Source organism: Paenibacillus sp. YAF4_2 (assembly GCF_052113225.1).
GTDB lineage: Bacteria > Bacillota > Bacilli > Paenibacillales > Paenibacillaceae > Pristimantibacillus.
This window is the reverse complement of record NZ_JBFRCT010000011.1, coordinates 198,486-221,717: the sequence shown is the minus strand read 5'-3', so window position 1 is coordinate 221,717 and position 23,232 is coordinate 198,486. Positions and strand designations below refer to the sequence as shown.

The window sequence follows — 23,232 nt, the reverse complement described above, 5'->3', positions numbered from 1 at the left end:
GCCAAGTAATGGCAACATTCCATCGGAACGAGCCGTCATAGTAATTGTTGTTACGGAATGGTTATGACAGCCGGTACACGGCAAACGGTTCTCCGTTACGGAAGGACTGGCTTAATGCATCCAGTTCCTCTAATGCTGCGGCATCAAGTGGCAAGGTAACGCTGTCCAAATTATGCTCCAGCTGCTCTGTACTCGTAGCACCTACAATGACGGTGGAGACAGCAGGCTGCCTCATCAGCCAGGCAAGTGACAATACACTGGCGGAACAGCCAATCTTGTCTGCCAGTTCGCTGACCTGGCGGCCAAGTGCAAGGTTGTTTTCTGCAAAGAAGCGGGTGAACCCTGGATTTGTTTCCGCACGTGAGCCCGCAGGAGCTGCTTCACCAGCACGGTATTTGCCTGTCAGAATCCCGCCTGCAAGCGGGAAGTAGGGAATAATGCCAACTCCTTGGTCGAGACAGACGGGGACAAGCTCACGCTCCGGCGTCCGGTCTGCGAGCGAATAGCTTGTCTGCGTCGAGACAAACGGGCTGAGCCCAAGGCGGTCGCTGATGCCAAGAGCTTTCATGAGCTCCCATGCTGCATAATTGGATGCTCCAATGTAACGCACTTTGCCGGAGCGGACCATATCCTCAAGCGCACGCAGCGTTTCCTCGAGCGGCGTCTCAGAATCAAACGTATGAATCTGATATAGATCGACATAATCGGTCTTCAGCCGTGTCAGGCTTCCTTCCAGCTCCTGCATCAGGTGATAGCGGGAGGAGCCTTTTGCATTTGGACCATCACCTCTTACTAGGCCTGCTTTGGTTGCGAGCACAACTTCATGCCGTCTGCCTTCCAGTGCAGTACCGATAATGGATTCCGATGCAGTTGCGGAATAAATATTGGCAGTATCAATAAAGTTAATCCCGCGGTCGATCGCATGGTGGAGAATGCGGGCTGAGGTTGTTTCGTCAGCACGTGAGCCAAAAGAATTCGTGCCGAGTCCAAGTGCAGACACTTTAAGTCCACTTCCTCCAAGCCGGTTGTATAACATCGCTATCCCTCCGTTTAGGTTCAAGGTAAAATTCGTTGCAGTTAGTATAGCAAAACGAGCTTATGAGATGCTATATTTTTAGTAAGCTTGTCTTCTATATTTGGCATAAAAGTAAAGCGTTTACTTATACTAAATTAAGGGAGATTTAAGCTGTATAGATTATATTACTAGTAGGGTGCAATACTTTGTATCGGAGGGGATGGGGAAAATGACGCGTCTGCCGGTTGCCTATTCGATTATCGTTCCGGTCTGTAATGACGAGGAAGCGCTATTCGGCGCTTATAAGCGCCTCAAGCAAATCATGAAGCCTACCGCCGCTAGTTATGAATTTATATTTGTTGATAATCAAAGTACGGATCGTTCAGCCGAAATGCTGCGTGTATTTTGCGCGGCGGATGTTCGGGTAAGAGTCATCTATTTGTCCGATCGCTGCGGCCATGCAGCTGCTATTTCAGCTGGTGTTGACCATGCAGTGGGAACGAGAATTGCTATCATGGAAGTGAAGCCGATAGACCGGGGAGCTAGCCTAGTCTATCGGGCCAATCATCCTGACTATACAATCCGCGCGATGGAGGGTTTCACACATTCTCCGTTATGGGATGCGATACCTGCAGGACTATAGCTATAGCCAGGAAGCAAGGTGCTGCTGTAATTTTTCCGAGATGGAAGTAAGCGGCAGCCGGACTACGTCTGTGGCAATGATGCCTTGCTCCGCCAGCAGCCATTTCAGGGGAGCGGGATTTGGTTCTTCGAACAAGAGCCGGATTAGCGGCAGGAGTGTGAGAAAAGATTGCCTGCTTGCTTCCAGCTGGCCTTGGCGGAGCTGCTCATACACTTGTGCGAATGACGATGTACGGACATTCGCGGAAGCCAGTATGCCGCCAGCTGCTCCGCAACATAGCATGGTATGAAAATAAGCGTCTTCGCCGCATAAGACCGGCTTATGGCTGCCGCTGCGGGAAAGCTCAAGCATAAGCTCGACACCGCCGGAGCTGTCTTTGATTCCGATGACACCGTCAAGTTCAAGAATAGACCGGACTGTGTCTGGTGTAAGCCGAACACCGGTGCGGGACGGAATCTCATACGCGATGATGGGGACGCCGGTGCTTGCAGCCTGCCGATAGTGCTCGATTATGCCTTCCTGTGAAGGCTTGCTGTAATAAGGGACAACAACAAGCGCCGCATCGGCGCCAAGCTCCCCGGCGAGCGCTGTCCGCCGTACCGATGAGGCGGTATCGTTCGTACCTGTTCCAACGATTACCGGGCTGTTCTTGGTTTTACCGAGATCAATTGCGGATGTTACTAAGGAAATCCATTCTTCGACCGTTATGGTGGGTGCTTCACCCGTCGTTCCATTGACCACAATGCCATTCACTCTATCCCCAAGCAATTTCCCCACATAAAGCTCGAATGAAGCCAGATCCAATTCTCCATTTGCCAGAAACGGCGTCACAACAGGTACATAAATGCCTTGCAAATCTTGTTCCTTTAACATAAACAGCGCCTCCTTGTATGGAACTTCTGTCTTTACTGTAGCATGTCAGAAGTATTACAGTTATCTATAATGTTTCATGAGGTTCATCAATAATATGAATAATTGACAGCGATAGAGGTGTTGGTATGGAGCTGGCTTATTTGCAGACCTTTTGCGAGGTGGCGAGAAGGCGGAGTATTACACGGGCTGCAGAGGAGCTTGGGTATGCGCAGTCTAGTGTTACGATTCAAATTCAGAAGCTGGAAAAAGAGTACGGCGCACCGCTGCTGGAGCGGCATGGCAGGCAGATGCGCCTTACACCGCCTGGTGAGAAGCTGTTTGCGCTGGCGATTCAGATGCTAGAGTTATATGACCAATCTAAAGAGACGGTAGCTGGTTATGCAGGAGGCACGCTCGTTATTGGTGCGATTGACTCCCTCTCAGCCTATTTTCTACCGCCTTACTTGCAGCAGCTTCGTCAGCTTTTCCCGGAGTTGACCATCCAATTGCATCCGGATCAGGAGTCCAATATCGTGAGTAAAGTAAAAGATGGAGAGTATGATATTGGACTGCTGCTTGATGCTAAAAAAGCCGATTCGGTACTTCGCTGCGAGCCAATCCGGGAAGAGCCGCTTGTCTTGGTTGCGCTGAATAGTCATTCACTCGCCAATATGACCCATATGGAGCTTGATGATTTGAACGGCGCGGAATTGATTATGTCAGAGGAAAGCTGCATGTACCGCGGGATGTTCGAGAAGGTGCTGAAGGAAGGCGGCATTACTTTCACAGCTTTGTTCGAGCTTGGCAATCCGGAGGCCGTGAAGCAGTGTGTGATGAACGGTCTTGGTCTTGCGCTGCTCCCGCAAATGGTCGTTGCTGATGAACTTAGTCAAGGCAGACTCGTTGCGCTGCCGTTTAAACACCCGGACATCCGTTTTGATCTGCAATACATGATTCATCCCCGCAAATGGATGTCCCAGCCACTGGAGTCCTTTATTCAGCTTCTCGGCGGCAGATAATCAAAATATAAAGACGCTTAGATTCTCTAATCAGAGAGTCCAAGCGTTTTTTTTGTTTTTCGAATCCTGATGGGATTGGTACCAGAACGAGCCGGCCAGCTCGGCAACAAATCGATAGGTGTAAGTTTCTCCTGGCATCACCGCGGAAAATAGTACATCTGATTCCAAGAAGCTAACTTGTCTCGAATGTGATAATATAGTCATAGTTCAATGTAGCCCGGGTGGTCATCCGCCTTAGCTGTCTCAGGAAGGGACTCGAACTAGACTTTGGGCCGGCCGGGGGAAGAAACGTTTGCCGGCTGTCAGCCGTATAACATTAGCAAATTAATGACAAGGAGGTGAATGCATTGTTAGAGCTGCATGAGCTGCATGATTTAATCCCGTATATATTCTCGATTAGTATATTGTGCTCGATTGCCTACGCGGCGTATTTCGCTCATCATTCGATGGATACAGAATTCAGCACCATTCAGAAGCGCATCATATGGGAACCGATCGTTCCGATTGTGGTAGTGATCAACCGCTTGGGACGAATTCAGCATTGGCTTACGCGGCGAATTAAGAGAAAAGAAGCGCCGGATGGTGATTCAGCGGATTGTAACTCCTCGTTTGAGAATGCCGCACAGCATGTACACAAACGAGGAGGATTTTTATGGGAAAGAACAATGCATTCACCGCTTTTTCTAAAAAATATAGAATTCTAGCAGCAATCGCACTACTGGTTATCGTCAGCGGCTGCGGGGCAAAAGGAACGATTGATTCCGATACGCCGGGCTTTTTCAATCACTATGTCGTATTTCCGTTCTCGTATTTGATTCAGCATATCGCTTCGTTTTTCGGCGACAGTTACGGCATTGCGATCATTATTATGACGCTGCTCGTGCGAATTGTGCTGCTGCCGCTCATGCTCCGCCAATACAAAGGTCAGCAGACGATGAAGCAGAAGATGAGTGTTATGCAGCCAGAGCTTAACAAGCTGAAGGAGAAATACAAAGAGAAGACGCCGGAAAATCAAGCAAAGCTTCAAAAAGAAACGATGGCGCTGTACAGCCAGCATCAATTTAATCCGATGTCGATCGGCTGCTTGCCGATGCTTATCCAAATGCCGATTCTGACAGGCTTGTATTATGCGATCAAAATGACACCGGAGCTTGCGCAGCATACATTCCTGTGGTTCCAGCTTGGTACTGCGGATCATGTTCTGCCGTTCCTTGCCGGAGCTATCTATTATGTGCAGTTCCGTGTGTCGCAGATTGGCGCAGACCCTGCACAGCAAAAGCAAATGGCGATGCTTGGCCTTCTCTCGCCGGTTATGATGATGGTCTTCTCGTTCAGCGCTCCGGCAGCTGTGCCGTTGTACTGGGTAGTGGGGGGGACGTTCATGATTATTCAGACCCTGGTATCGAAGCGGATGTACCCTACATTAACGACAACCACGGATACAAAAATCGCTCAAGCGAAATAATAGGAGGACGCATTCCTTGTTATGTACAGGGGATGCGTCCTTTTTTTCTCAAAAACCCACGTTTATGGCGATATTCGTTATTGGGGGGCTGTTTCCCGCACTTTGTAGATGCTATACTTGAATTAGCTCCTTACCGCGAGCCGTCAGCTGGTCCGCTGGGAGGCGGAGCTGCTTTGCCCTTTTTCGGATATCTATCGATCAGCTTGCTTGTTGCGTCCGGCAAGACCATTTGTGGCATCTCCTCTGTAAACAAGCCGAATTTCGGATCGATATCTCTCTCCGTTACGAGATCATCCTTGTTGTCCATCGTCCATTCACACTCCTTCCAAGTCTGTCGTTAGGTTGCCCTTTACCTTTTCTCTCGAATACATAAGCAAGCCTTGGCATAGTATGCCTGTCCATCAACGGTTACAATAGAATAAGGGATATAGATCGGCACAATCGAATAAAAGGAGGAACTTTTTCGATGATGAAACTTTTTCCGGCCAGCGCTCGCCATGCCGTTGATTTGGGGTGGCTGCGCAGCGCGCAAAGCTTCTCGTTTGGGGAATATTTCGATCCTGACAACTCGAGCTTTGGTGTTATGCGTGTACTGAATGATGACCAGATTGCGCCAGGGCGCGGTTTTGGCGCTCACCCGCACAGCGAGATGGAGATCGTAACGATTCCTTTGACAGGAAGACTGAAACATGAAGATAACCTTGGCAATATTGAAGTGACGTCTGCTGGCGAAGTGCAGCGTATGTCTGCCGGTACTGGGATTATCCATGCTGAATATAACGATTCCGATACGGAGGAAGGCAGTTTTCTGCAGCTTTGGTTTATGCCAAAGGAGCGGGGGATTGCACCTTCATACGAGATGGCCAGTTATGATGAAGAGAAGCTTCAGAATGCTCTGGTGCCGGTTGTAACACCGGATGGAGCTGCAGGGACAGCGAGTATTAATCAGGATATGACGATATATTTGGGACGTCTTCAGCCGGGAAGAAGGATCTTTTTCCACCAGAAGACGGGTCGCCGTGCATTCGTGATGGTGCTGGAAGGAAAGCTCAATCTGAATGATATTGCGATGGGGCCTAAGGATTCGATCCGTGCAGAGTTTGAACCGGATTTTGTGCTGTCAGCCGAAGAGCCCGCTTTTGTTATGCTGATTGATCTGCCATAAGAACATGAAGTGAATAATGCTTACGAAGTAAGAATTATCACACATGGCCCTGATAGGCCATAATGGGTGGTAATTCTTTTCAGGAGGAACCCAAAATGAACGAAACACTACTGATTAAACACGCCGTTGGCGGAAGAACTTTTGTGGATTCGGCGAAGCAATCGGTCTCTTATGAGGTAGAGCATGCAGCTGATCAATGGCAGTTTACAGTACACACACCAAAGCATCCTGCGATCGAAGAAATCCTGAAATGGAAGCAAGAGCTGAACGTGTTTATTTTCCGGACATATGATGACGGCCGCCCAACGTTAAAGATCTGGTATTCGGTCGCGGCAGATACGGTTAGATATGATGCAGTCGGGCAAAAACTGATATTTTCAGCCGTTTCCTGCATTGAATATATACCAAATGAATTCGGATACAAAATGTAATGATTTAAAATAGTATTAAAATGAAAAATACTGATTTACTACTACTACTTTAGTCCCTAGTTCAAGCCAAATTTTAATTCTTGTACATATAAAGCTCCTTCGCTTCATACATGAAGTGGAGGGGCTTTTTTCGTCATTAGTTCGATATCGCATGTATGAAATCCGCGGTATAAGACACGATAAAGTGACGGGGTTTATGAAGACCGTACCATATTTCACATATGAAGGAGGCGTACCCATATGTACAATCGAAAAAAAATTCAAGAAGAAATTCCAGAGGCTGTCACCAAAATTTGGTCATGCACAAGTGATGACTGTAATGGCTGGATGCGCGACAACTTCTCATTCGATCAGACCCCAACCTGCTTGTTGTGCCATTCACCTATGATAAGTGGGGAAAAGATGCTTCCACTGATCGTTAATATGACGGATCAATGGAAGCTAAGCGCTGCCGTAACGACGGCAACGGCGGAATAGAATAGGTAATGGGGGATGCCTCTTAAGGAGGCGTCCTCTTTTTGTTGTCTTGACAGGGGGCGCGATCGTCATTAGAATTGTGGCGATAAAACGGTCGTTAGTTTGGAGTGTTGATTTTGATAAAAGGTACGGATTCTACACCCGCTGCAGCACCAAAAGCGGTACTATGGATGGCGCTATTGCTTGGCTCGCTGTCTGCATTTGCTCCACTCTCCATTGATATGTATTTGCCGGCGCTGCCGGAGCTGGCAGGTGATTTTCATGCAGGGACGTCGATGTCCCAACTCAGCTTAACGGCATGTCTGCTCGGTATTTCCCTTGGTCAGCTGTTTATTGGACCAATTAGTGATGTTCGGGGACGACGGAAGCCTTTGCTTATTGGACTTGTTGTATATATTGCAGCATCTATTCTTTGTGTAACAGCTCCGTCAATTGAGACCTTTGTGCTGCTGCGCTTTGTACAAGGATTTGGCGGCGCTGCGGGGATTGTTATCTCCCGTGCGGTTGTACGGGATTTGTTCGAAGGAGCAGGAATGACGAAGTTTTTCTCCATGCTTATGCTGGTGAACGGGGTCGCGCCAATTGCTGCTCCAATTGCCGGAGGACAAATCTTGAAGTGGACGGAATGGCGCGGTGTATTTATCGTGCTGACGGTGATTGGCATGGTCATGTTCATTGCTGTATGGTTCGGAATGAAAGAGTCCTTGCAGGAGAAGAACCGCTCGGAAGGCGGGATCGGCAATATGCTGCTGAAATTCCGAGGACTGCTGACAGACCGTATCTTTATGGGATATGCACTCACGCAGGGCTTTGTTGTAGCAGCGATGTTCGCTTATATCTCTGGTTCACCGTTCGTCATTCAGAATCTGTTTGGCGTATCGCCGCAGGGATACAGCATATGCTTTGCGATTAACGGTCTGGGTATTATCGCTGCAAGCCAAATTGCAGGGAGACTTGCCGGCAAGGTAAGTGCAACGGCACTGCTAAGGACAGGTCTTGGCCTCGCGTTTGCAGGTGGTCTTGTACTGCTGTTCTCGGTGATCGCCAGCTGGGGATTATTTGCGGTACTGGTGCCTTTATTCTTCGTAGTCTCGAGTGTCGGGATTGTGCAGACGGCCAGCTTCTCGCTCGCGATGCAGAACCAGCAGCAATCTGCCGGCAGCGCTTCGGCGCTGCTTGGTCTGTTGTCCTTTGTGTTCGGCGCCTGTATGGCGCCGCTTGTTGGGCTTGGCGGCAGCGAAGCCGCACAGCCGATGGGGATTGTTATTGCTGCAGCTGAAGCGGCGGCTGTGCTCAGCTACGTCTTTCTTGTTCGGCGGGGGCGTTAGAAACTCTCGTGGACGTACAACATGTATTTTACACTGTAAAAAAAAGAGCTTCTGACCGGCTTGATCAGCCGTCAGAAGCTCTTTTTCTTGTACAAAGTACATCGTAGGGGAGGGGGATGCGTCTCAAATTGGTGAATCAGGCACGAAGTAAACGTGCTTCATGTCACTTTACTTAACGCCGCCGATAGGGGCAGGCGCTTCTTCGCTAAGCAGGCTGCTGCGCCACTGTGTGTAACGCTCCCAAGCTGCTCCGCTGTCGAGCAAATCTTTGCATTGGTATATCGCTTCCTCAACCGAATCCGTGCGATCTGCAAGACGCAGCCGGACGGCCGCATTCAGCAGCACCTGGTTCACGTAACCGATATGGGCTTTCCCTTGCAGAACAGCTTCGACGGTCTCGATCTGCTCCGCAGCGGTCCATTCTACATGCTCTGGAAGTGTCGTTTCCAGACCATAGGTTTCCGGATCGATAACATGCAGCCTTGCTTCGCCGTTCTCGACGATATAGGTACGGGTTGGGCGCTCGATGAACAGATCTTCAGAGCCTTCTGCTCCCTGCACGATCAGGGCCCGGCGGTATTGCAGATCGGTGAGCAGCTTGCTCATGCGATCAAATACGGTATTGTGATAAACGCCAAATACCAAGTATGGCGAATGGGAGAAATCAATCAGCTTTTCTGCAGTGTTAAGTACCGTACGCATGCCAAGCTCCTCGCGGATGTCTCGCAGCTCCTTCAGCGGCGGGCACCATTCCTCGGTATCAACAAACAACACGCCAGTAGCTGCAGCGGTTGGTACAACGCGGTCACGCTTTAGCTGCTCCTTGCCAATCCCGAGCTCAGCGAGCATATCAAGCAGCGTTACGCCCCATTTCGGCGGCAGCGATTTCGCGCCATGAAGCGTAACGGGTAAGCCCGCTGAAGCAAGAAGGAAGGCTGTTGCAAACGAAGCGAAGAAGGTTTTGGTCCGCCCGTCATATGGCCCTGCACAATCCAATCCTTCTTGGATAGGAGCGCGGTAAGCAGCATCACGGCAAACGTTCACGAAAGCCTCGAGCTCCTCAACACTTTCCATCTTAATACGCTCGGCTATAAAGAAGGCGCCCATCTGGGCAGGAGTTGCTTTCTGGTTCATGATCCAGTCGGCCGCTTCCAGCGCTTCTTCATAAGTAAGATCTCGTGCGCCTCTTTTTCCGCGGGCGACTTCCTTTAAAAGTTTTGTAAACATAGTCAGCACCCCTCTATTTTTGCTCTTGCAGCAGTTGGTAGACTTTTACGATTGATGTGGCTACGTCAACAATTCGCTTCCGCTCGTTCATTGCCTGTTTACGCAGCAGGTCGTAAGCTTCCGCTTCGGACACCTGTTTTATTTTACATAAGATACCCTTTGCCATGTCAATCCATTTCCGCTCTTCTAACCGTGCCTCCAGCTGCTTGCGCTCATTCAGCCATTGCTGTCTTTCGAAGCAGGTTTTCGAGCCGAAATGAAGCGCCCAATGCATCTCCTGTTCACTCATCGATGGTGTCAGAACACCATCAATAGGCAGGTCATCCTCGCAAAAGGCTGCTGACGAGGCTGCTGTATCCGCACTGCACCACCATAGCATAGGTACTCTTTTGCGCTGAAGAAGCCGGCTTCCCCAAACCTTCACTTCCCCTAGCGCTAGGTGCAGAATAACGGCATCTGCTTTTGGCAGATGAGATTTGGCCATCTCATCGTTGCTTGCAAACAGAACCGAATAACCGTATTCCTCAAGTGTTTGTTCTATAGATAGCACATTTTCCCTGGGATTGTCGATTACTAACAGAGAACGCATGTAACCCTCCTCTTCCCCTACGCACAATTTATCTTTTGTCATTATATATAACATAGAAAACGTAAAACTGTCGATACGCACATTTATTCATTTTATATGTTAAGTATGTTGACATGAGTGAATATGCCGTTGTATAGTAACGGTACGACCACCGAGAAAGGTAAGGACGTCAGAGTCAAAGTATCTTATGTTGAACTCTTACCTTTAAGGTTTAAAATTTAAACTTTCATGAATACAATGGCGTATTCATCTGAAGCGGCAATGAAGCCTGACTTCGTCTTTTGCAAAGAACGCACTTTTGCGTCCACCTGCGAAATTCGAGGCCAGGCTTTTTCTATTTATAAATAGGCGGAGAGTTAGAGAGATGGAGAGGAGAATGACAATGGGGAATCGGAAAAAATTGGTGCTGGTTGGTAACGGAATGGCGGGGGTACGGGCAATTGAACATCTGATCAAGCTTGCTCCGGATGCTTATAGCATTACAATATTTGGCGCAGAGCCGCACCCGAACTATAACCGGATTATGTTGTCCTCGGTGCTTGCAGGCGGAACGGACATGAAGGATATCGTTATTAACGACTGGGACTGGTACGCGGACAATCATATTCAGCTGCATGCTGGACATACGGTAACGAAGATTGATACAAAGCGGAAAAAAGTGTACTCCCAGCAAGGGATTGAAGCGGATTACGATGTACTGATTATGGCGACAGGCTCGAATCCATTCATGCTGCCCCTGCCAGGCGCGAACAAAGAGGGAGTTATCGGCTTCCGTGATATCCGTGACACCGAGATCATGCAGGAAACTTCCCAGAAGTATAAGAAGGCAGCTGTAATCGGCGGTGGCCTGCTTGGACTCGAGGCAGCAAGAGGCCTACTTAATTTGGGGATGGACGTATCCGTTGTTCATATTAATGGAATTCTGATGAATCGCGAGCTGGATGAGCCGGCTGCACGGATGCTGCAACGTGAGCTTGAAGCGCAAGGAATGAAGTTCCTCCTCAGTAAGCAATCCGTAGCGATTACCGGCAGACGCCGCGCGAAAGCTTTACAGTTCGCGGACGGCAGCGAGGTAGAGGCTGATCTGATTGTGATGGCGGTTGGTATCCGCCCGAATGTTGAATTGGCGAAGCTAACAGGCATCGATGTTAATCGGGGAATCGTCGTAGATGACTTCATGCGGACGAATATCCCAGATGTATACGCGGTAGGCGAATGCGCTGAGCACCGGGGTATCGCCTATGGCCTGGTTGCTCCGCTGTATGAGCAAGGCGCGGTGCTGGCTAAGCTGCTGGCTGGTGTTGAGACGACAGGTTATGAGGGTTCGGTTACTTCTACCAAGCTGAAAGTATCAGGTGTTGATGTATTCTCGGCAGGTCAGTTTGGTGAAGGGCCGGGCACAAGAGCATTGCGTATTCAGGATGATCTAGCTGGTACGTATAAGAAAATTGTGATCAAGAACGGTAAATTGGTGGGTGCCGTGTTATTCGGTGATACATCAGACGGATCCGAGCTGTTCGCCATCATGAAAAAAGGCGAGTCGGTTGAGGGTAAGGAGAAGGAGCTGCTGCTTGGTTTCTCGCCTGCGGCAGGAGGAGCGTCATCCCCGGCAAGCCGTCTGGAAGCGATGGCGGATGATGAAATTGTATGCGGCTGTAACGGAGTATCAAAAGGGGATATCGCGGATGCGGTATTGAATAAAGGCTGCAACACCTTGGCCAGCATTAAAGGCTGCACGAAAGCTTCCGCATCCTGCGGCGGCTGTAAGCCTCAAGTAGAAGGGCTGCTGAAGCTGTACGCCGGCGATGCTGCAGGTGTGCCGGCGAAAGAAGGCATTTGCGGCTGCACCGAGCATTCCCGTGATGAGATTGTTGCAGCCATTAAAGAAATGCGCCTCATGACGGTTAAGGAAGTCATGAACGTGATGCAGTGGAAGAACGAAGAAGGCTGCACGAAATGCCGTCCGTCTCTGAACTACTACCTCGGCATGTTGTGGCCGGCAGAATACAAGGATCAGAAGGAATCACGCTTCACGAATGAGCGCTACCACGCGAACATCCAGAAGGATGGTACGTATTCGGTTGTTCCTCGTGTCTACGGCGGCGTGACCACGCCAGCAGATTTGATCAAGATTGCTACCGTTGCAGAGAAATTTGATGTTCCAATGGTGAAATTCACCGGCGGTCAACGGCTTGACCTCTTGGGCGTGAAGAAAGAAGATCTGCCGAAAATCTGGGAAGAGCTTGATATGCCTTCCGGTCATGCTTACGGTAAAACGCTCCGTACCGTCAAAACCTGTGTAGGCAACACCTTCTGCCGATTTGGCACGCAGGACTCAATTGCCATGGGAATTCGGATGGAAAAAGCATACGAGCGTATGACAGCTCCGGCGAAAGTGAAGCTTGCTGTATCCGGATGCCCGCGTAACTGCGCAGAAGCAACGATTAAGGATCTTGGCGTTGTGGCAATCGACGGAGCCTGGGAGCTTCATGTAGGCGGTAACGGCGGTATACATGTACGTGCGACTGAGCTGCTTTGCGTTGTGAAGACGGAAGACGAAGTAATGGAATGGTCGTCGGCCTACCTGCAATATTACCGTGAGAATGCGACATGGAATGAACGTACCGCACAGTGGATTGAACGTGTAGGACTTGATCATGTCAAGAAAGCTCTCGAGAATCGTGAAGACCGTCTGGCACTGGTAGAACGTCTTGAGAAGACACTCAGCTATACAAAGGATCCATGGAAAGAAATCGTAGAGAACAAAGAGCTGCGCAAAAACTTCGAGCAATTATCCGGTGCTCAGCCGGTGCAAGGATAGGGGGAGCTTCTATATGGTGACAAAGGTGCTTGTAGCAAAACTAACGGATATCGACGTATTAGGCTCTCGTACGGTGCAGATCGACAATACCGACATTGCGATTTTCCGCCTGACGGACGGCAGTGTGAAGGCAGTCGAGAATAAATGTCCGCATAAAGGCGGCAGGCTTTCGGAAGGAATGGTGTGCGGCACTAATATTCACTGCCCGCTGCATGACTGGAAGATCGATCTAAGGAGTGGACGGGTGCAAGAACCGGATGACGGCTGCATCAAAACATTCGAGACGGAGATCGACCCGGGCAGCGGCGAGATCTATATCACCCTATAGAGGGCTGTATGCTTACGAGGCAAGAATCTTCACGATCGGCATATAGTGGCCGATTGGGCGATTATTCTTTTTAGGAGGGATTGCAGATGGACTATGTGAAACCAGCTGAAGTACTAGAATCGATGGTAGAGGCAGGCAAGGCGAAGGCGGAGATGAGCTCATCGCAAATGCTAATGAGAGGGTTTCTTGGCGGCGGCATACTGGCCTTTGCTACAACACTAGCCTATACGGCTACAACTCAGACAACAATGCCCCTTGCAGGAGCAGTTATTTTCCCGATAGGCTTCGTCATCATCGTCCTTCTTGGACTTGAGCTTGTGACCGGCAGCTTTGCACTCATTCCTCTATCGGTATTTAAACGAGAAACAACCCTTTCCCGCATGATGGCCAACTACGGGCTTGTCATTATCGGCCACTTGATCGGCTGTGCGGTATATGCGGCTTTATACGGCATGGCGGTTACCAAGATGGGGACGGATATGGCTAATCCGCTCGCCCAAATGCTTATTCAAGTAAGTGAAACGAAGACACTTGGTTATCAAAAAATGGGCTTTGACGGTATCATTCTGGTCTTCATCAAGGCAATCCTGTGCAATTGGATGGTTACGCTGGGTGTTGTGATGGCGATGACCTCGAAATCTACGTTAGGTAAAATCGTAGCGATGTGGCTGCCGATCCTGATGTTCTTCGAGCAAGGCTTCGAGCATGCCGTTGTCAATATGTTCGTCATTCCGGCAGGCATGATGCTTGGTGCGGATGTAACGATCACCGACTGGTGGGTGTGGAATCAAATCCCGGTACTGCTTGGCAACTTTGTAGGCGGAGCGTTGTTTACAGGCTTTATGTTCTACTGGTCGCATAATAAGAAAAAAGATTCCGAGAGCCAGGCTTTGCAAGCAGGCTTACCAACTACACCGGCACTTGCTGCTGAGAAAAGCGGCCTGTAATGCGGGCGCCGGCAGGCAAGGTATACATTATTGGAGCGGGACCTGGAGATCCAGAGTTGATTACGGTAAAAGCAATTCGGCGACTGGGTCTGGCGGATGTTATTCTATACGACCGCCTTGTGAATAAGGAATTGCTCGCTTATGCCCGTCCAGGTACGGAGCTGGTCTACTGCGGTAAGGCGCCTAACGCGCATGCAATGCCGCAGGAACAGATTAATAAGACGCTTGTTGCCTTTGCGAAGGAAGGGAAAACGGTCGTCCGCCTAAAAGGGGGCGACCCCTTCGTCTTCGGGCGCGGTGGTGAGGAGGCGTTGGAGCTGGCGGAGAATGGGATTGAGTGGGAGATTATACCCGGCGTAACATCGGCGATTGGTGCTGCGGCATCGGCTGCGATTCCGTTGACGCATCGCGGGAAGGCAGCATCGTTTGCCTGCGTTACCGGCAATCGCTGTCACGGCGATCAAGAGCCGGTACGCTGGGATTTACTCGCTCATAGCGTGGATACATTAGCGATCTATATGGGGGTCAGCCAGCTGGGCGTGATCCGCGAGGAACTATTAAAGCATGGCAAAGCGGCGTCAACGCCAGTTGCTATTATTGAGCAGGGCACAACAAGCAAGCAGCGCGTGATTACGGGTACGCTGGCCGATATTCATAAGCTGGCATTATCGATGAAAGTGGTCAATCCAGCGCTTATTATTGTTGGTGAAGTGGTTAAGGTACGCGAGCAATTGCTGCTGGCGGAACAGCAGGCAGAAGCCTGGGTTATGTGATAAATGGTGAAAATAGGCGAAGATTTACAAAATAATGGATTGACAGTTATTTCATACGATGGTAAAGTGACAAATATATTTCACAAATCGAAAGGAGGATTACGACATGAATCCAATTGTATTCATTCAACAACATGTAGGATTTAACAATGTGCATACTAAATTTATGAACGTAATCCATCCGCGCGTCGAATCTCTTTGATGATTAGGGGTATCCCATTAAATCAAAGGCGCATGGTTACGTAACCGTAACCGTGCGCCTTTTTAATTGCAGCGGGCCTTATTGTGCCTACTGCTTTGTGAAGAAGCGTATCGTACATTTACGGTGCGCTTCTTTTTTTGCTTTTTTGGGGCGGATGATGCTTGGATGGATACGGGAGGTGTCAGGACAAATTATGTTTATCGTACTTAAGAAACTTCAATGGTTTTTCGCAATGAATTGGAAAAGATATACGCTTGCCTGTGTGCTGCTTATTATTACAGGCTTCTTGGATGTCATCCCGCCTTGGCTGATTGGCCATACGATTGACGGCATTCATCAAGGCAGGCTGGATGAGACCGGCTTTGTGCAGGTTGTCATCGGCTGGGTAGGCGTTACGGTGATCGGCTACGCGATTACTTACGTGTGGCATTATAAATTATTCGGTGGTGCCTTTGTGCTGGAGCGGCTGCTCCGGTCACGCCTTATGCGTCACTTTCTGAAGATGACGCCAACGTTCTACGAACGGAACCGGACGGGCGATTTGATGGCCCGTTCGACGAATGACCTGAATGCCGTAGCAACAACAGCCGGGTTTGGTATTCTGACGCTAATCGATTCGACCTTCTTCATGCTAACGATTCTTGGCGTGATGGCAGCGATGATCAGCATTAAGCTGACGCTTGCTGCGCTTCTGCCATTGCCGTTCATTGCGCTTGCGATGAAGCATTTTGGCGGGAAAATCCACGAGCGCTTTATGCAGTCGCAGGATGCGTTTGGTGAATTAAATGACCAAGTGCTGGAGTCGGTATCTGGTGTGCGTGTTATCCGTGCTTTTGTGCAGGAGGATGCAAACCAGGGGCAGTTTAAGAAGAAGACGGATGAAGTGTTTGAGAAAAACATCGCTGTGGCCAAGATTGATGCGCTCTTCGAGCCAACAATCAAGATTTTGGTTGGTCTCAGCTATCTGATTGGTCTTTGTTATGGTGGTTATCTGGTGTTTCACAGCGAGATTACACTTGGAGAACTCGTATCCTTTAACGTATATCTCGGGATGCTGATCTGGCCGATGTTCGCGATCGGTGAGCTGATCAACATTATGCAGCGGGGTAATGCTTCGCTTGACCGAGTAGAAGAAACGCTTGGCTATAAGCCGGATGTAGAAGATGCGGAGAATACGATCGATGTGACGGCACCGGCGACAATTGTGTTTGAAGATGTCACGTTCCGTTATCCCTCTTCTGTCGTTGATAACCTCAGCGAGGTTACGATCCGTCTGCGGCAAGGCCAGACGCTTGGTATTGTCGGCCGTACGGGCAGCGGCAAGACTACACTCTTGAAACAGCTGTTGAGAGAGTATCCGGTTGGTAAAGGCGAGATTGCAATTACCGGCCAGCCTCTTGAGAAGCTGTCGATGGAGCGCCTGCTTGGCTGGATCGGTTATGTACCACAGCAGCCCATTCTGTTCTCGAAGACGATACGCGAAAATATAATGTTCGGGAAAAAAGGCGAGTCGACAGAGGAAGATCTGCAGCGTGCACTCGCACGGGCATCCTTTGCGAAGGATATTCAATTCCTGCCGGATGGCCTCGAGACGATGGTTGGGGAGAAGGGGGTTGCACTCTCCGGCGGTCAGAAGCAGCGGGTCAGCATTGCGCGTGCACTTATTGCCGATCCTGAAATATTGATGCTGGACGATGCGCTTTCTGCTGTTGATGGACGGACGGAAGCTGAGATTATCGAGGGTATTCGGACCGAGCGTGCCGGCAAAACAACACTTATTACGACGCACCGGCTGTCTGCTGTACAGCATGCTGACCATATCGTTGTGCTTGATGAAGGGCGAATTGTTCAACAGGGCACTCATGATCATTTAGTAAAGCAGGATGGCTGGTACAAGGAACAATATGAGCGGCAGCAGCTTGAGTCGCTTATTGAATCATAGGAAAGAGAGGCGTTTACGAACAATGGGTCAAACAGGTAAACGATTGTTTCAATACGCCATGCTTTATAAAAAACCGATCATTGGAGCTCTGATTCTCCTCCTGCTCGCCGTTTGTGCGGAGCTGGCGGGACCGTTTATTGCCAAGCGGATGATTGATCAGAATATTCTCGGCATTGAGAAGAGCTGGTATGAGGTAGCGTCGGATGAACGCTATACGGTCTCTTATAAAGGTAAATGGTATAAACGCGAAGATCACTTCGCTCCGGGTGAAGTGAAAGGTGCGGAAGTGCATCTGCTTCAAGCCGGCAGAAAATTTTATTGGTATGAAGGTGCTCTTCCGATGGAGGGGGGCGCTCGTAAAGTAGCAGACGGCCAAATGACCGTTACAGATAAAACAACCAAAGAGACGGCATCCTTCCCGGTGTCGTTAATTACGGCGAAAGAGCTGTATCAGTTCTATAAGCCAGAAATCCCAAGCTTAATGAAGCTGGCAGGCTTGTATGTCGGACTGCTCCTGCTTGGTGCGGTGTTCACATACGGACAGCGGCTGCTGCTTCAGACATCCGCGAACCGGATCGTTCGGCGGATGCGTAACGATGTATTTGCTCATACACAGCGGCTTCCGGTGAATTACTTTGATACGCTTGCTGCAGGGCAGGTCGTCTCGCGGATTACGAATGATACGGAAGCGATTCGCGAGCTGTATGTCGCGGTGCTTGCGAACTTCTTCTCCGCGATTGTCTACATGACAGCGATCTATGGGGCACTTTTCCTGCTAGATCCGCGTCTTGCGCTGTTCGCACTGCCGCTTGTACCGATTCTGCTTGTCTGGATTAGTCTGTACCGGCGCTTTGCAGCCCGTTACAACCGAATTATCCGGACGAAGCTGAGCGAGATCAACGCGATGATTAATGAGTCCATCCAAGGGATGGCGATTATTCAAGCGTTCCGCCGTCAGAAAGAGACGTTTAAGGAATTCGACGAGCTGAACGAGCATTATTTTACGTATCAGAACAAGCTGCTTAGCTTGAACTCGATTACTTCTCATAACCTTGTGAACGTTGTCCGGAACATTATATTCCTCATTGTCATCTGGTTCTTCTGGGGAGACTGGTTCGGTGCTGCAATTGGGGTTGGCGTGCTGTATGCGTTCGTGGATCTGATGAACCGGATGTTCCAGCCGATTGTTGGTGTTGTTAACCAGCTGTCGAACCTGGAGACAGCAAGGGTATCCGCGGAGCGGGTATTTATACTGATGGATCAGCCGGGTGTTGAAGTGGAGCCTGGCACAATGGAACGTTACAAAGGTGAAGTGAAATTCGAAGATGTCTCGTTTGCATACAAGAAGGATGAGTATGTGCTGAAGAACATTACTTTCTCCGCCCGCCAAGGGGAGACGGTAGCGCTTGTTGGTCATACGGGTTCCGGTAAAAGCTCCATTATGAACCTTTTGTTCCGGTTTTATGATTCTAATGAGGGCAGCATCGTTATAGACGGCAACAATGTGCTCGATATACCAAAGCAGCATTTGCGCCAGCATATGGGGATCGTGTTACAGGATCCGTTCTTGTTCACCGGTACGATTGCTTCAAACATCAGCCTGGATAATCCGGCGATCAGCCGGGAGCGGGTGGAGCAGGCACTTCGCGATGTAGGTGCTTATGAGATGTTCTCACAGCTGCCCGGTGGCATTGATGCGGAAGTCATTGAGAAGGGCAGTACGCTGTCTGCGGGACAACGTCAGTTGATCTCATTTGCAAGGGCACTTGCGTATGATCCTGCGATCTTGATATTAGATGAAGCAACAGCAAGCATCGATACAGAAACAGAGGCCATTATACAAGAGGCGCTTGATGTGCTGAAAAAAGGCCGTACAACGTTTGTTATTGCCCATCGCTTATCGACGATCCGCCAGGCGGATCAAATTCTGGTGCTGGACCGCGGTCATATTGTGGAGCGCGGCGACCATGATCAACTGATGGAGCATCGCGGCAAATATTACGCGATGTACCAGCTGCAGCAGGGCAGCGCTGTAACAGCTTCCTAACAAATAAGCACGGCCCGGACGGGAGAAGGGTTCTCTCTAGTCCGGGCCGTGCTTTTTATTAAATATAAGAAAGTATAAATTTTTATTTTACTATGCTTATATTTCATTCGCGAAACATATGCTGCCCCTTTTAGCGGCGCAACTGTTTACGCTTGTAAAAACGGATTATTCCGTTTTGAAGGTGCCTACTGCTTTGTTTAAGCTATCCGCTAGACTACGGAGCTGTGCGGAGGAGCTTGCAACCTCCTGCATGGAAGCGAGCTGTTCCTCTGATGCTGCAGCTACCCGCTGCGACTGTACGGAGGAGGCTTCTGCAATATGCTCCAGCTGGTCAAGCGAAGCTGCGATTTGCTGGCTGCCTGCCGACATCTGCTCGGATGCAGCGGATACTTCCTGCACTTGGCTGGATACTTGACGGATCGCTTCCATAATGGAACGGAAGGACTCGCCGGCTTGGCGTGATACGGTAGAACCTTCACGTGCTCCCTCGGCGGCCTTTTCCAAAGAAGCGGCTGCTTCATCTGTACGTCCTTTAATTCCGCTTAGAATCGTAGAGATCTGCTCGGAGGATTCCTTCGAGCGTTCTGCAAGCTTGCGGATCTCATGAGCGACAACAGCAAAGCCTTTGCCATGCTCACCGGCACGTGCTGCTTCAATAGAAGCATTAAGGGCAAGCAGGTTGGTTTGATTCGCAACATCGCCGATCATATCAAGGATTGCACCGATCTGGCTGTTCATTTGCTCGAGCTCTTGCATAACGGCCGATGTTTCGGTCACATTCGTTTCAATCATTTGCATTTGCGATACCGTACGGCTGATAACTGTATCCCCAGAATTAGCAAGCTCCGATGCATCAACGGCAAGCTCCGATACATTGGAGGAAGACTCCGCAATACGTTGAATGCCAACGGTCATTTCATTCATCGCACGCTGACATTCCTGGAAGCTTTGCAGCTGTGTATCTGCACCTTCGGCTACGTCCTGAATCGCTTCAGATACTTCTTCCGTCGCCCTTGAGGTCTGCTCGGCGCTCTCTTGCATGGTGACAGAAGATCCTGCTACTTCACTTGCTGTTGTGCGAATTTGATAGGCAAGCTGTCTGAGGCTCAGGATCATATCATTAAAAGCGTTGGAAGCGCGTCCGATCTCATTATTGTTCGTAACGGGGAGTGTCACTGTTAAGTCGCCTTTGGCAGCTAATGCCGCTACTTCACTAAGACGTTTAAGTGGTCTTGTTACGATTCTGATCAGTAAGACGATAATTCCGATTGCTAATACTGTGAGTATTAGACCGATACCGATACTGGTCCATAACAAACGGTTAAGATCGTCTTGAACCATGCCGTAATCAAAGTCTATGCCAAACAGTCCGACTGTATTGTTGCTGCTGTCCTTGATGGCTACGAGATAGGTTTGCCATGATCCCATGCCATCTTTGTAGGGTTGCAGCTGAGCAAAGCCTTCTTTTTGCACAATGTCATAACCTTTGCTAAACGCATCTGTTAACTCATAGGGTGTGCCAGGCGTAAAGCCAGCCTCCGTGATGGAATAGCTGCCTTGCAGCATGGTGAGGTAGGTTTTTCCGTTTTTATCAATCTTATCAGGCAGCATGAGATATGTATTTTTGATGCTGGCGTTAGCATCCATGGACATCAATTGAATTTCCAGATCGGAAAACTCCTGCGAGCCTTCTACTTTATCGTCTTTGAGCTGTTCTGTAGCGGTTTGAATAAGGTCAGCCCTTGCATTGGTGACGAGGCCTAGTGTGCGTGCGGTTCCCGTCATATCTTCCAAATAGGCATTCTTCTGGGAGATGTACGAGTAGGTAGCCATAATAGCAACAATGATGATGAATAAAATGGCGAGTACAACTGAGCTCACGAGAGCCAGACTTTTTCTTTTGCTTAAAAATGACATCAATAATCCCTCGTTCTTAGTGGTAGTAGGCTGCGATAGCATCGTTGTATTCTCTGATTGCCACTATACCAGCAAAATATTAGATAAATTCGCAAACCTCTGTTAGAAAAGTATTTGGAGTTTTATTCGGTAGAAAGAGGGAGTTAGATTAGAATTATGAGATTATTCTAATCTTCTAAATATTGACAATGATGGTGATGTTCAAAGTGCGTTCATATAAAAGGCATACAATGGAAAAGCTTGGTGATTCCAGATTGGAAAGGCGGAGAAATGATGAAGAAGAAAAGCATATGGGTTGCTACGACGACTTTGGCGCTATCCCTTGCGATTGGGGGAAGCTTATGGGCAGACCCATCTGTTAATGCGGCATCGTCTACATCGGCTTCGAAAGCAAATGCGGCATTGGACTCAACGTCAACGGATAATGCAGAGCATGCTGGTAAGCAAGGCAAGCGGGGCTTTGGATTTGGGTTAGGTAAATTCGAGAGCCAGCTTGCGGAATATTTGAAGCTTTCTTCAGATGAATTGAAGGAGAAGCTGAAGACGGCGACATTAGCAGAAGTTGCTTCTGAGCAAGGGATTAGCCGTGATGAGTTGAAAGCAAAGCTGGTGGAATGGCTGGATGCTCAGGCTGCGGAGCTGCCAAGCGACAAGGCGGACAAGCTGGACAGTTCGGCGATTGCAGATAAGCTGCTTGATGCAAAAGGTGGAGCTTTTGGTGGTCGTGGCATGGGTGGCGGAGGCAAAGGAGAGTTTGTTGGACGCCTTGATAACACAGCGCTATTGGAGTTGTTTGGTCTGACAGCCGAAGAGTTGAAGGCGGATTTAAAGGATGGCCAGTCGTTAGCTGCTATTGCTGAGAAGCAAGGGGTAGACGTGCAGAAAGTCATTGATCTTGAGGTTAGTGCTGCCAGGGCGAAGCTGGATGAAGAGCTTTCGAGTGGTAAGCTGACACAGGAGCAGTATGATACGAAGCTTGCGAGTGTAGCTGATAGGGTGACGAAACAGGTGAACGGAACTTTTGAGTTCGCGAAAGAAACGCGCGGCGGCCATATGGGCGGCGGTCACCCCGGCAAAGGCAAAGGTGCTGACGCAGAGACGTCGTCAGAATCTAACGGGGCAAGCAGCACAACAGCTTAATTGGTGAGCGAATAAGAGGAAAAAACCGTACTGCAGAGGCAGTACAGTGCCGGCATGGCGCGTTGCTAGTACGCGACCATATGAAGTCTTAAAAAAGGACGGAGCAGAAATCTGCTCCGTCCTTTTTTACGCCAATTTACGCTTTCATCACGTCGTGATCAACGTAACGCTCGCCGTTCAGCTCGCTGATGATGTTGATGGCTGCTTTTGCCCCGTCGCCTGCTGTAATGACGGCATGCACGCTGACGCCTGCTACTGTGCCGGCTGCCCAGATGCCGGCAATATTCGTGCGGCCTGCTGGGTCTACGGCAACTACTGTCTTGATCCGCGGCTCAGTACCTGGTTTAGTTGTAACGCCGATGTGTTCTGCCAAATCTACCAAAGCGCCTGTTGCGAGCAGTACATGCTTCGCCTCATATGTACCTTGGTCTGTTACGACAGACAAGCCGTCTTCAATGACGGATACGCCTGTAACGGTCTCTTCTTTCAGTTCTGCACCTAGTCTAACCGCCTGCTTCTTCCCTGTATCGACAAGATCGGGCCCGCCGATCTCGGTAATGCCATAATAGTTCTCAAACCATGCCCGTTTCGTCATTCCTTTATTGTTCTCGAGCAGAAGGGTGTTCTTACCTGCTTTCGCTGTGAAAATCGCGGCGCTTGCGCCGGCTGGTCCTGCACCAATGATAATGATATCGTACATCATCCAAGCCTCCTAAGAAGGAAATGGTAAGTTCATCCATTATTATAAATCGAAAATAGCCGGACAGGCAAATAGTAGCGCGGCAGTCTCAAACTGGAGATTCATTAAATATTCACATTATTTCCCACTTATTCAGTTGACGTCATTTCTTGGCCTTTGGTATAGTTCTACTATTGAATAGTTCTATAGTGAAACTAAAATGAC

The 23,232-nt window shown here is 49.4% G+C and carries 23 protein-coding genes; 15 read left to right on the top strand and 8 right to left on the bottom strand.

Annotated features, from left to right (window positions below):
• Positions 1-61: 61 nt before the first annotated feature.
• On the bottom strand, positions 62-1,036 hold the full coding sequence (locus AB4Y93_RS24185) for an aldo/keto reductase (protein WP_441895785.1): 975 nt from the start codon (positions 1,034-1,036) through the stop codon (positions 62-64).
• A gap of 199 nt (positions 1,037-1,235) precedes the next feature.
• Here AB4Y93_RS24185 and AB4Y93_RS24180 point away from each other — a divergent pair, with 199 nt between their 5' ends.
• On the top strand, positions 1,236-1,658 hold the full coding sequence (locus AB4Y93_RS24180) for a glycosyltransferase (protein ID WP_441895783.1): 423 nt from the start codon (positions 1,236-1,238) through the stop codon (positions 1,656-1,658).
• Here AB4Y93_RS24180 and dapA read toward each other — a convergent pair whose 3' ends face one another.
• Positions 1,659-2,531: a 4-hydroxy-tetrahydrodipicolinate synthase gene (dapA, locus tag AB4Y93_RS24175; RefSeq protein ID WP_441895781.1), complete on the bottom strand. Its 873-nt coding sequence runs from the start codon at positions 2,529-2,531 to the stop codon at positions 1,659-1,661. It abuts the gene before it with no gap.
• A gap of 125 nt (positions 2,532-2,656) precedes the next feature.
• Between dapA and AB4Y93_RS24170 the strand changes: the two genes are divergently transcribed.
• Positions 2,657-3,529 carry a LysR family transcriptional regulator gene (locus tag AB4Y93_RS24170; RefSeq protein WP_441895779.1) on the top strand — a complete coding sequence of 291 codons (873 nt, stop codon included), beginning with the start codon at positions 2,657-2,659 and terminating at the stop codon, positions 3,527-3,529.
• A 30-nt stretch (positions 3,530-3,559) separates the two neighbouring features.
• On the opposite strand, the gene AB4Y93_RS24165 is transcribed toward AB4Y93_RS24170, so the two are convergent.
• Positions 3,560-3,667: a multicopper oxidase domain-containing protein gene (locus tag AB4Y93_RS24165; protein WP_441895864.1), complete on the bottom strand. Its 108-nt coding sequence runs from the start codon at positions 3,665-3,667 to the stop codon at positions 3,560-3,562.
• 209 nt (positions 3,668-3,876) lie between these two features.
• Here AB4Y93_RS24165 and AB4Y93_RS24160 point away from each other — a divergent pair, with 209 nt between their 5' ends.
• Entirely contained in the window at positions 3,877-4,233 is a 357-nt protein-coding gene (locus AB4Y93_RS24160) for a hypothetical protein (protein WP_441895777.1), read from the top strand.
• Positions 4,182-4,994 (top strand): membrane protein insertase YidC, encoded by an 813-nt coding sequence (yidC, locus tag AB4Y93_RS24155; RefSeq protein WP_441895776.1) that lies wholly within the window; start codon positions 4,182-4,184, stop codon positions 4,992-4,994. The genes AB4Y93_RS24160 and yidC overlap by 52 nt, the downstream gene beginning before the upstream one ends.
• 130 nt (positions 4,995-5,124) lie before the next feature.
• Here yidC and AB4Y93_RS24150 read toward each other — a convergent pair whose 3' ends face one another.
• Positions 5,125-5,301: a hypothetical protein gene (locus tag AB4Y93_RS24150; RefSeq protein WP_167281080.1), complete on the bottom strand. Its 177-nt coding sequence runs from the start codon at positions 5,299-5,301 to the stop codon at positions 5,125-5,127.
• Positions 5,302-5,460: 159 nt separating this feature from the next.
• Here AB4Y93_RS24150 and AB4Y93_RS24145 point away from each other — a divergent pair, with 159 nt between their 5' ends.
• The 4 genes from AB4Y93_RS24145 (at position 5,461) to AB4Y93_RS24130 (ending at position 8,395) form a co-directional block, all read left to right on the top strand.
• Positions 5,461-6,159 carry a pirin family protein gene (locus AB4Y93_RS24145; protein ID WP_441895774.1) on the top strand — a complete coding sequence of 233 codons (699 nt, stop codon included), beginning with the start codon at positions 5,461-5,463 and terminating at the stop codon, positions 6,157-6,159.
• A gap of 95 nt (positions 6,160-6,254) precedes the next feature.
• Positions 6,255-6,590, top strand: a complete 336-nt coding sequence (locus AB4Y93_RS24140; protein WP_441895772.1) for a hypothetical protein — start codon at positions 6,255-6,257, stop codon at positions 6,588-6,590.
• 240 nt (positions 6,591-6,830) lie between these two features.
• A complete protein-coding gene (locus tag AB4Y93_RS24135) occupies positions 6,831-7,067 on the top strand; it encodes a cold-shock protein (RefSeq protein ID WP_167281077.1) in 237 nt (78 codons plus the stop codon).
• Between the two features lie 170 nt (positions 7,068-7,237).
• Positions 7,238-8,395, top strand: a complete 1,158-nt coding sequence (locus tag AB4Y93_RS24130) for a multidrug effflux MFS transporter (RefSeq protein ID WP_441895863.1) — start codon at positions 7,238-7,240, stop codon at positions 8,393-8,395.
• Positions 8,396-8,563: 168 nt separating this feature from the next.
• On the opposite strand, the gene AB4Y93_RS24125 is transcribed toward AB4Y93_RS24130, so the two are convergent.
• Positions 8,564-9,622: an anthranilate phosphoribosyltransferase gene (locus AB4Y93_RS24125; RefSeq protein WP_441895771.1), complete on the bottom strand. Its 1,059-nt coding sequence runs from the start codon at positions 9,620-9,622 to the stop codon at positions 8,564-8,566.
• A gap of 13 nt (positions 9,623-9,635) precedes the next feature.
• Positions 9,636-10,211: an ANTAR domain-containing response regulator gene (locus AB4Y93_RS24120; protein ID WP_441895769.1), complete on the bottom strand. Its 576-nt coding sequence runs from the start codon at positions 10,209-10,211 to the stop codon at positions 9,636-9,638.
• 382 nt (positions 10,212-10,593) lie between these two features.
• Here AB4Y93_RS24120 and nirB point away from each other — a divergent pair, with 382 nt between their 5' ends.
• The 6 genes from nirB to AB4Y93_RS24090 all read left to right on the top strand — a co-directional run bounded on the left by nirB (position 10,594) and on the right by AB4Y93_RS24090 (position 19,271).
• Positions 10,594-13,032: a nitrite reductase large subunit NirB gene (nirB, locus tag AB4Y93_RS24115; protein WP_441895767.1), complete on the top strand. Its 2,439-nt coding sequence runs from the start codon at positions 10,594-10,596 to the stop codon at positions 13,030-13,032.
• Positions 13,033-13,045: 13 nt separating this feature from the next.
• A complete protein-coding gene (nirD, locus tag AB4Y93_RS24110; RefSeq protein WP_441895765.1) occupies positions 13,046-13,360 on the top strand; it encodes a nitrite reductase small subunit NirD in 315 nt (104 codons plus the stop codon).
• Positions 13,361-13,446: 86 nt separating this feature from the next.
• Entirely contained in the window at positions 13,447-14,307 is an 861-nt protein-coding gene (locus AB4Y93_RS24105; RefSeq protein ID WP_441895763.1) for a formate/nitrite transporter family protein, read from the top strand.
• Positions 14,307-15,080, top strand: coding sequence for a uroporphyrinogen-III C-methyltransferase (cobA, locus tag AB4Y93_RS24100; RefSeq protein WP_441895761.1), 774 nt, complete (start codon positions 14,307-14,309; stop codon positions 15,078-15,080). Before AB4Y93_RS24105 ends, cobA begins: the two co-directional genes overlap by 1 nt.
• 395 nt (positions 15,081-15,475) lie before the next feature.
• The gene (locus tag AB4Y93_RS24095) at positions 15,476-17,224 is read left to right on the top strand and encodes an ABC transporter ATP-binding protein (RefSeq protein WP_441895759.1); all 1,749 of its coding nucleotides are present in this window, start codon (positions 15,476-15,478) and stop codon (positions 17,222-17,224) included.
• A gap of 22 nt (positions 17,225-17,246) precedes the next feature.
• Positions 17,247-19,271, top strand: a complete 2,025-nt coding sequence (locus tag AB4Y93_RS24090; protein WP_441895757.1) for an ABC transporter ATP-binding protein — start codon at positions 17,247-17,249, stop codon at positions 19,269-19,271.
• Positions 19,272-19,436: 165 nt separating this feature from the next.
• Here AB4Y93_RS24090 and AB4Y93_RS24085 read toward each other — a convergent pair whose 3' ends face one another.
• Positions 19,437-21,188, bottom strand: coding sequence for a methyl-accepting chemotaxis protein (locus AB4Y93_RS24085; RefSeq protein ID WP_441895755.1), 1,752 nt, complete (start codon positions 21,186-21,188; stop codon positions 19,437-19,439).
• Positions 21,189-21,458: 270 nt separating this feature from the next.
• Here AB4Y93_RS24085 and AB4Y93_RS24080 point away from each other — a divergent pair, with 270 nt between their 5' ends.
• On the top strand, positions 21,459-22,328 hold the full coding sequence (locus AB4Y93_RS24080; RefSeq protein WP_441895753.1) for a hypothetical protein: 870 nt from the start codon (positions 21,459-21,461) through the stop codon (positions 22,326-22,328).
• A 136-nt stretch (positions 22,329-22,464) separates the two neighbouring features.
• Here AB4Y93_RS24080 and AB4Y93_RS24075 read toward each other — a convergent pair whose 3' ends face one another.
• Positions 22,465-23,028 carry an FAD-dependent oxidoreductase gene (locus AB4Y93_RS24075; RefSeq protein WP_441895861.1) on the bottom strand — a complete coding sequence of 188 codons (564 nt, stop codon included), beginning with the start codon at positions 23,026-23,028 and terminating at the stop codon, positions 22,465-22,467.
• Between the last annotated feature and the right edge of the window lie 204 nt (positions 23,029-23,232).

What these genes read in the sequence shown, in the direction of transcription:
- AB4Y93_RS24185 (WP_441895785.1), bottom strand. Translation starts at nt 1,036, where the DNA reads ATGTTATACAACCGGCTTGGAGGAAGTGGACTTAAAGTGTCTGCACTT.
- AB4Y93_RS24180 (WP_441895783.1), top strand. Translation starts at nt 1,236, where the DNA reads ATGGGGAAAATGACGCGTCTGCCGGTTGCCTATTCGATTATCGTTCCG.
- dapA (WP_441895781.1), bottom strand. Translation starts at nt 2,531, where the DNA reads ATGTTAAAGGAACAAGATTTGCAAGGCATTTATGTACCTGTTGTGACG.
- AB4Y93_RS24170 (WP_441895779.1), top strand. Translation starts at nt 2,657, where the DNA reads ATGGAGCTGGCTTATTTGCAGACCTTTTGCGAGGTGGCGAGAAGGCGG.
- AB4Y93_RS24165 (WP_441895864.1), bottom strand. Translation starts at nt 3,667, where the DNA reads ATGCCAGGAGAAACTTACACCTATCGATTTGTTGCCGAGCTGGCCGGC.
- yidC (WP_441895776.1), top strand. Translation starts at nt 4,182, where the DNA reads ATGGGAAAGAACAATGCATTCACCGCTTTTTCTAAAAAATATAGAATT.
- AB4Y93_RS24150 (WP_167281080.1), bottom strand. Translation starts at nt 5,301, where the DNA reads ATGGACAACAAGGATGATCTCGTAACGGAGAGAGATATCGATCCGAAA.
- AB4Y93_RS24145 (WP_441895774.1), top strand. Translation starts at nt 5,461, where the DNA reads ATGATGAAACTTTTTCCGGCCAGCGCTCGCCATGCCGTTGATTTGGGG.
- AB4Y93_RS24140 (WP_441895772.1), top strand. Translation starts at nt 6,255, where the DNA reads ATGAACGAAACACTACTGATTAAACACGCCGTTGGCGGAAGAACTTTT.
- AB4Y93_RS24135 (WP_167281077.1), top strand. Translation starts at nt 6,831, where the DNA reads ATGTACAATCGAAAAAAAATTCAAGAAGAAATTCCAGAGGCTGTCACC.
- AB4Y93_RS24130 (WP_441895863.1), top strand. Translation starts at nt 7,238, where the DNA reads ATGGCGCTATTGCTTGGCTCGCTGTCTGCATTTGCTCCACTCTCCATT.
- AB4Y93_RS24125 (WP_441895771.1), bottom strand. Translation starts at nt 9,622, where the DNA reads ATGTTTACAAAACTTTTAAAGGAAGTCGCCCGCGGAAAAAGAGGCGCA.
- AB4Y93_RS24120 (WP_441895769.1), bottom strand. Translation starts at nt 10,211, where the DNA reads ATGCGTTCTCTGTTAGTAATCGACAATCCCAGGGAAAATGTGCTATCT.
- nirB (WP_441895767.1), top strand. Translation starts at nt 10,594, where the DNA reads ATGGGGAATCGGAAAAAATTGGTGCTGGTTGGTAACGGAATGGCGGGG.
- nirD (WP_441895765.1), top strand. Translation starts at nt 13,046, where the DNA reads ATGGTGACAAAGGTGCTTGTAGCAAAACTAACGGATATCGACGTATTA.
- AB4Y93_RS24105 (WP_441895763.1), top strand. Translation starts at nt 13,447, where the DNA reads ATGGACTATGTGAAACCAGCTGAAGTACTAGAATCGATGGTAGAGGCA.
- cobA (WP_441895761.1), top strand. Translation starts at nt 14,307, where the DNA reads ATGCGGGCGCCGGCAGGCAAGGTATACATTATTGGAGCGGGACCTGGA.
- AB4Y93_RS24095 (WP_441895759.1), top strand. Translation starts at nt 15,476, where the DNA reads ATGTTTATCGTACTTAAGAAACTTCAATGGTTTTTCGCAATGAATTGG.
- AB4Y93_RS24090 (WP_441895757.1), top strand. Translation starts at nt 17,247, where the DNA reads ATGGGTCAAACAGGTAAACGATTGTTTCAATACGCCATGCTTTATAAA.
- AB4Y93_RS24085 (WP_441895755.1), bottom strand. Translation starts at nt 21,188, where the DNA reads ATGTCATTTTTAAGCAAAAGAAAAAGTCTGGCTCTCGTGAGCTCAGTT.
- AB4Y93_RS24080 (WP_441895753.1), top strand. Translation starts at nt 21,459, where the DNA reads ATGATGAAGAAGAAAAGCATATGGGTTGCTACGACGACTTTGGCGCTA.
- AB4Y93_RS24075 (WP_441895861.1), bottom strand. Translation starts at nt 23,028, where the DNA reads ATGTACGATATCATTATCATTGGTGCAGGACCAGCCGGCGCAAGCGCC.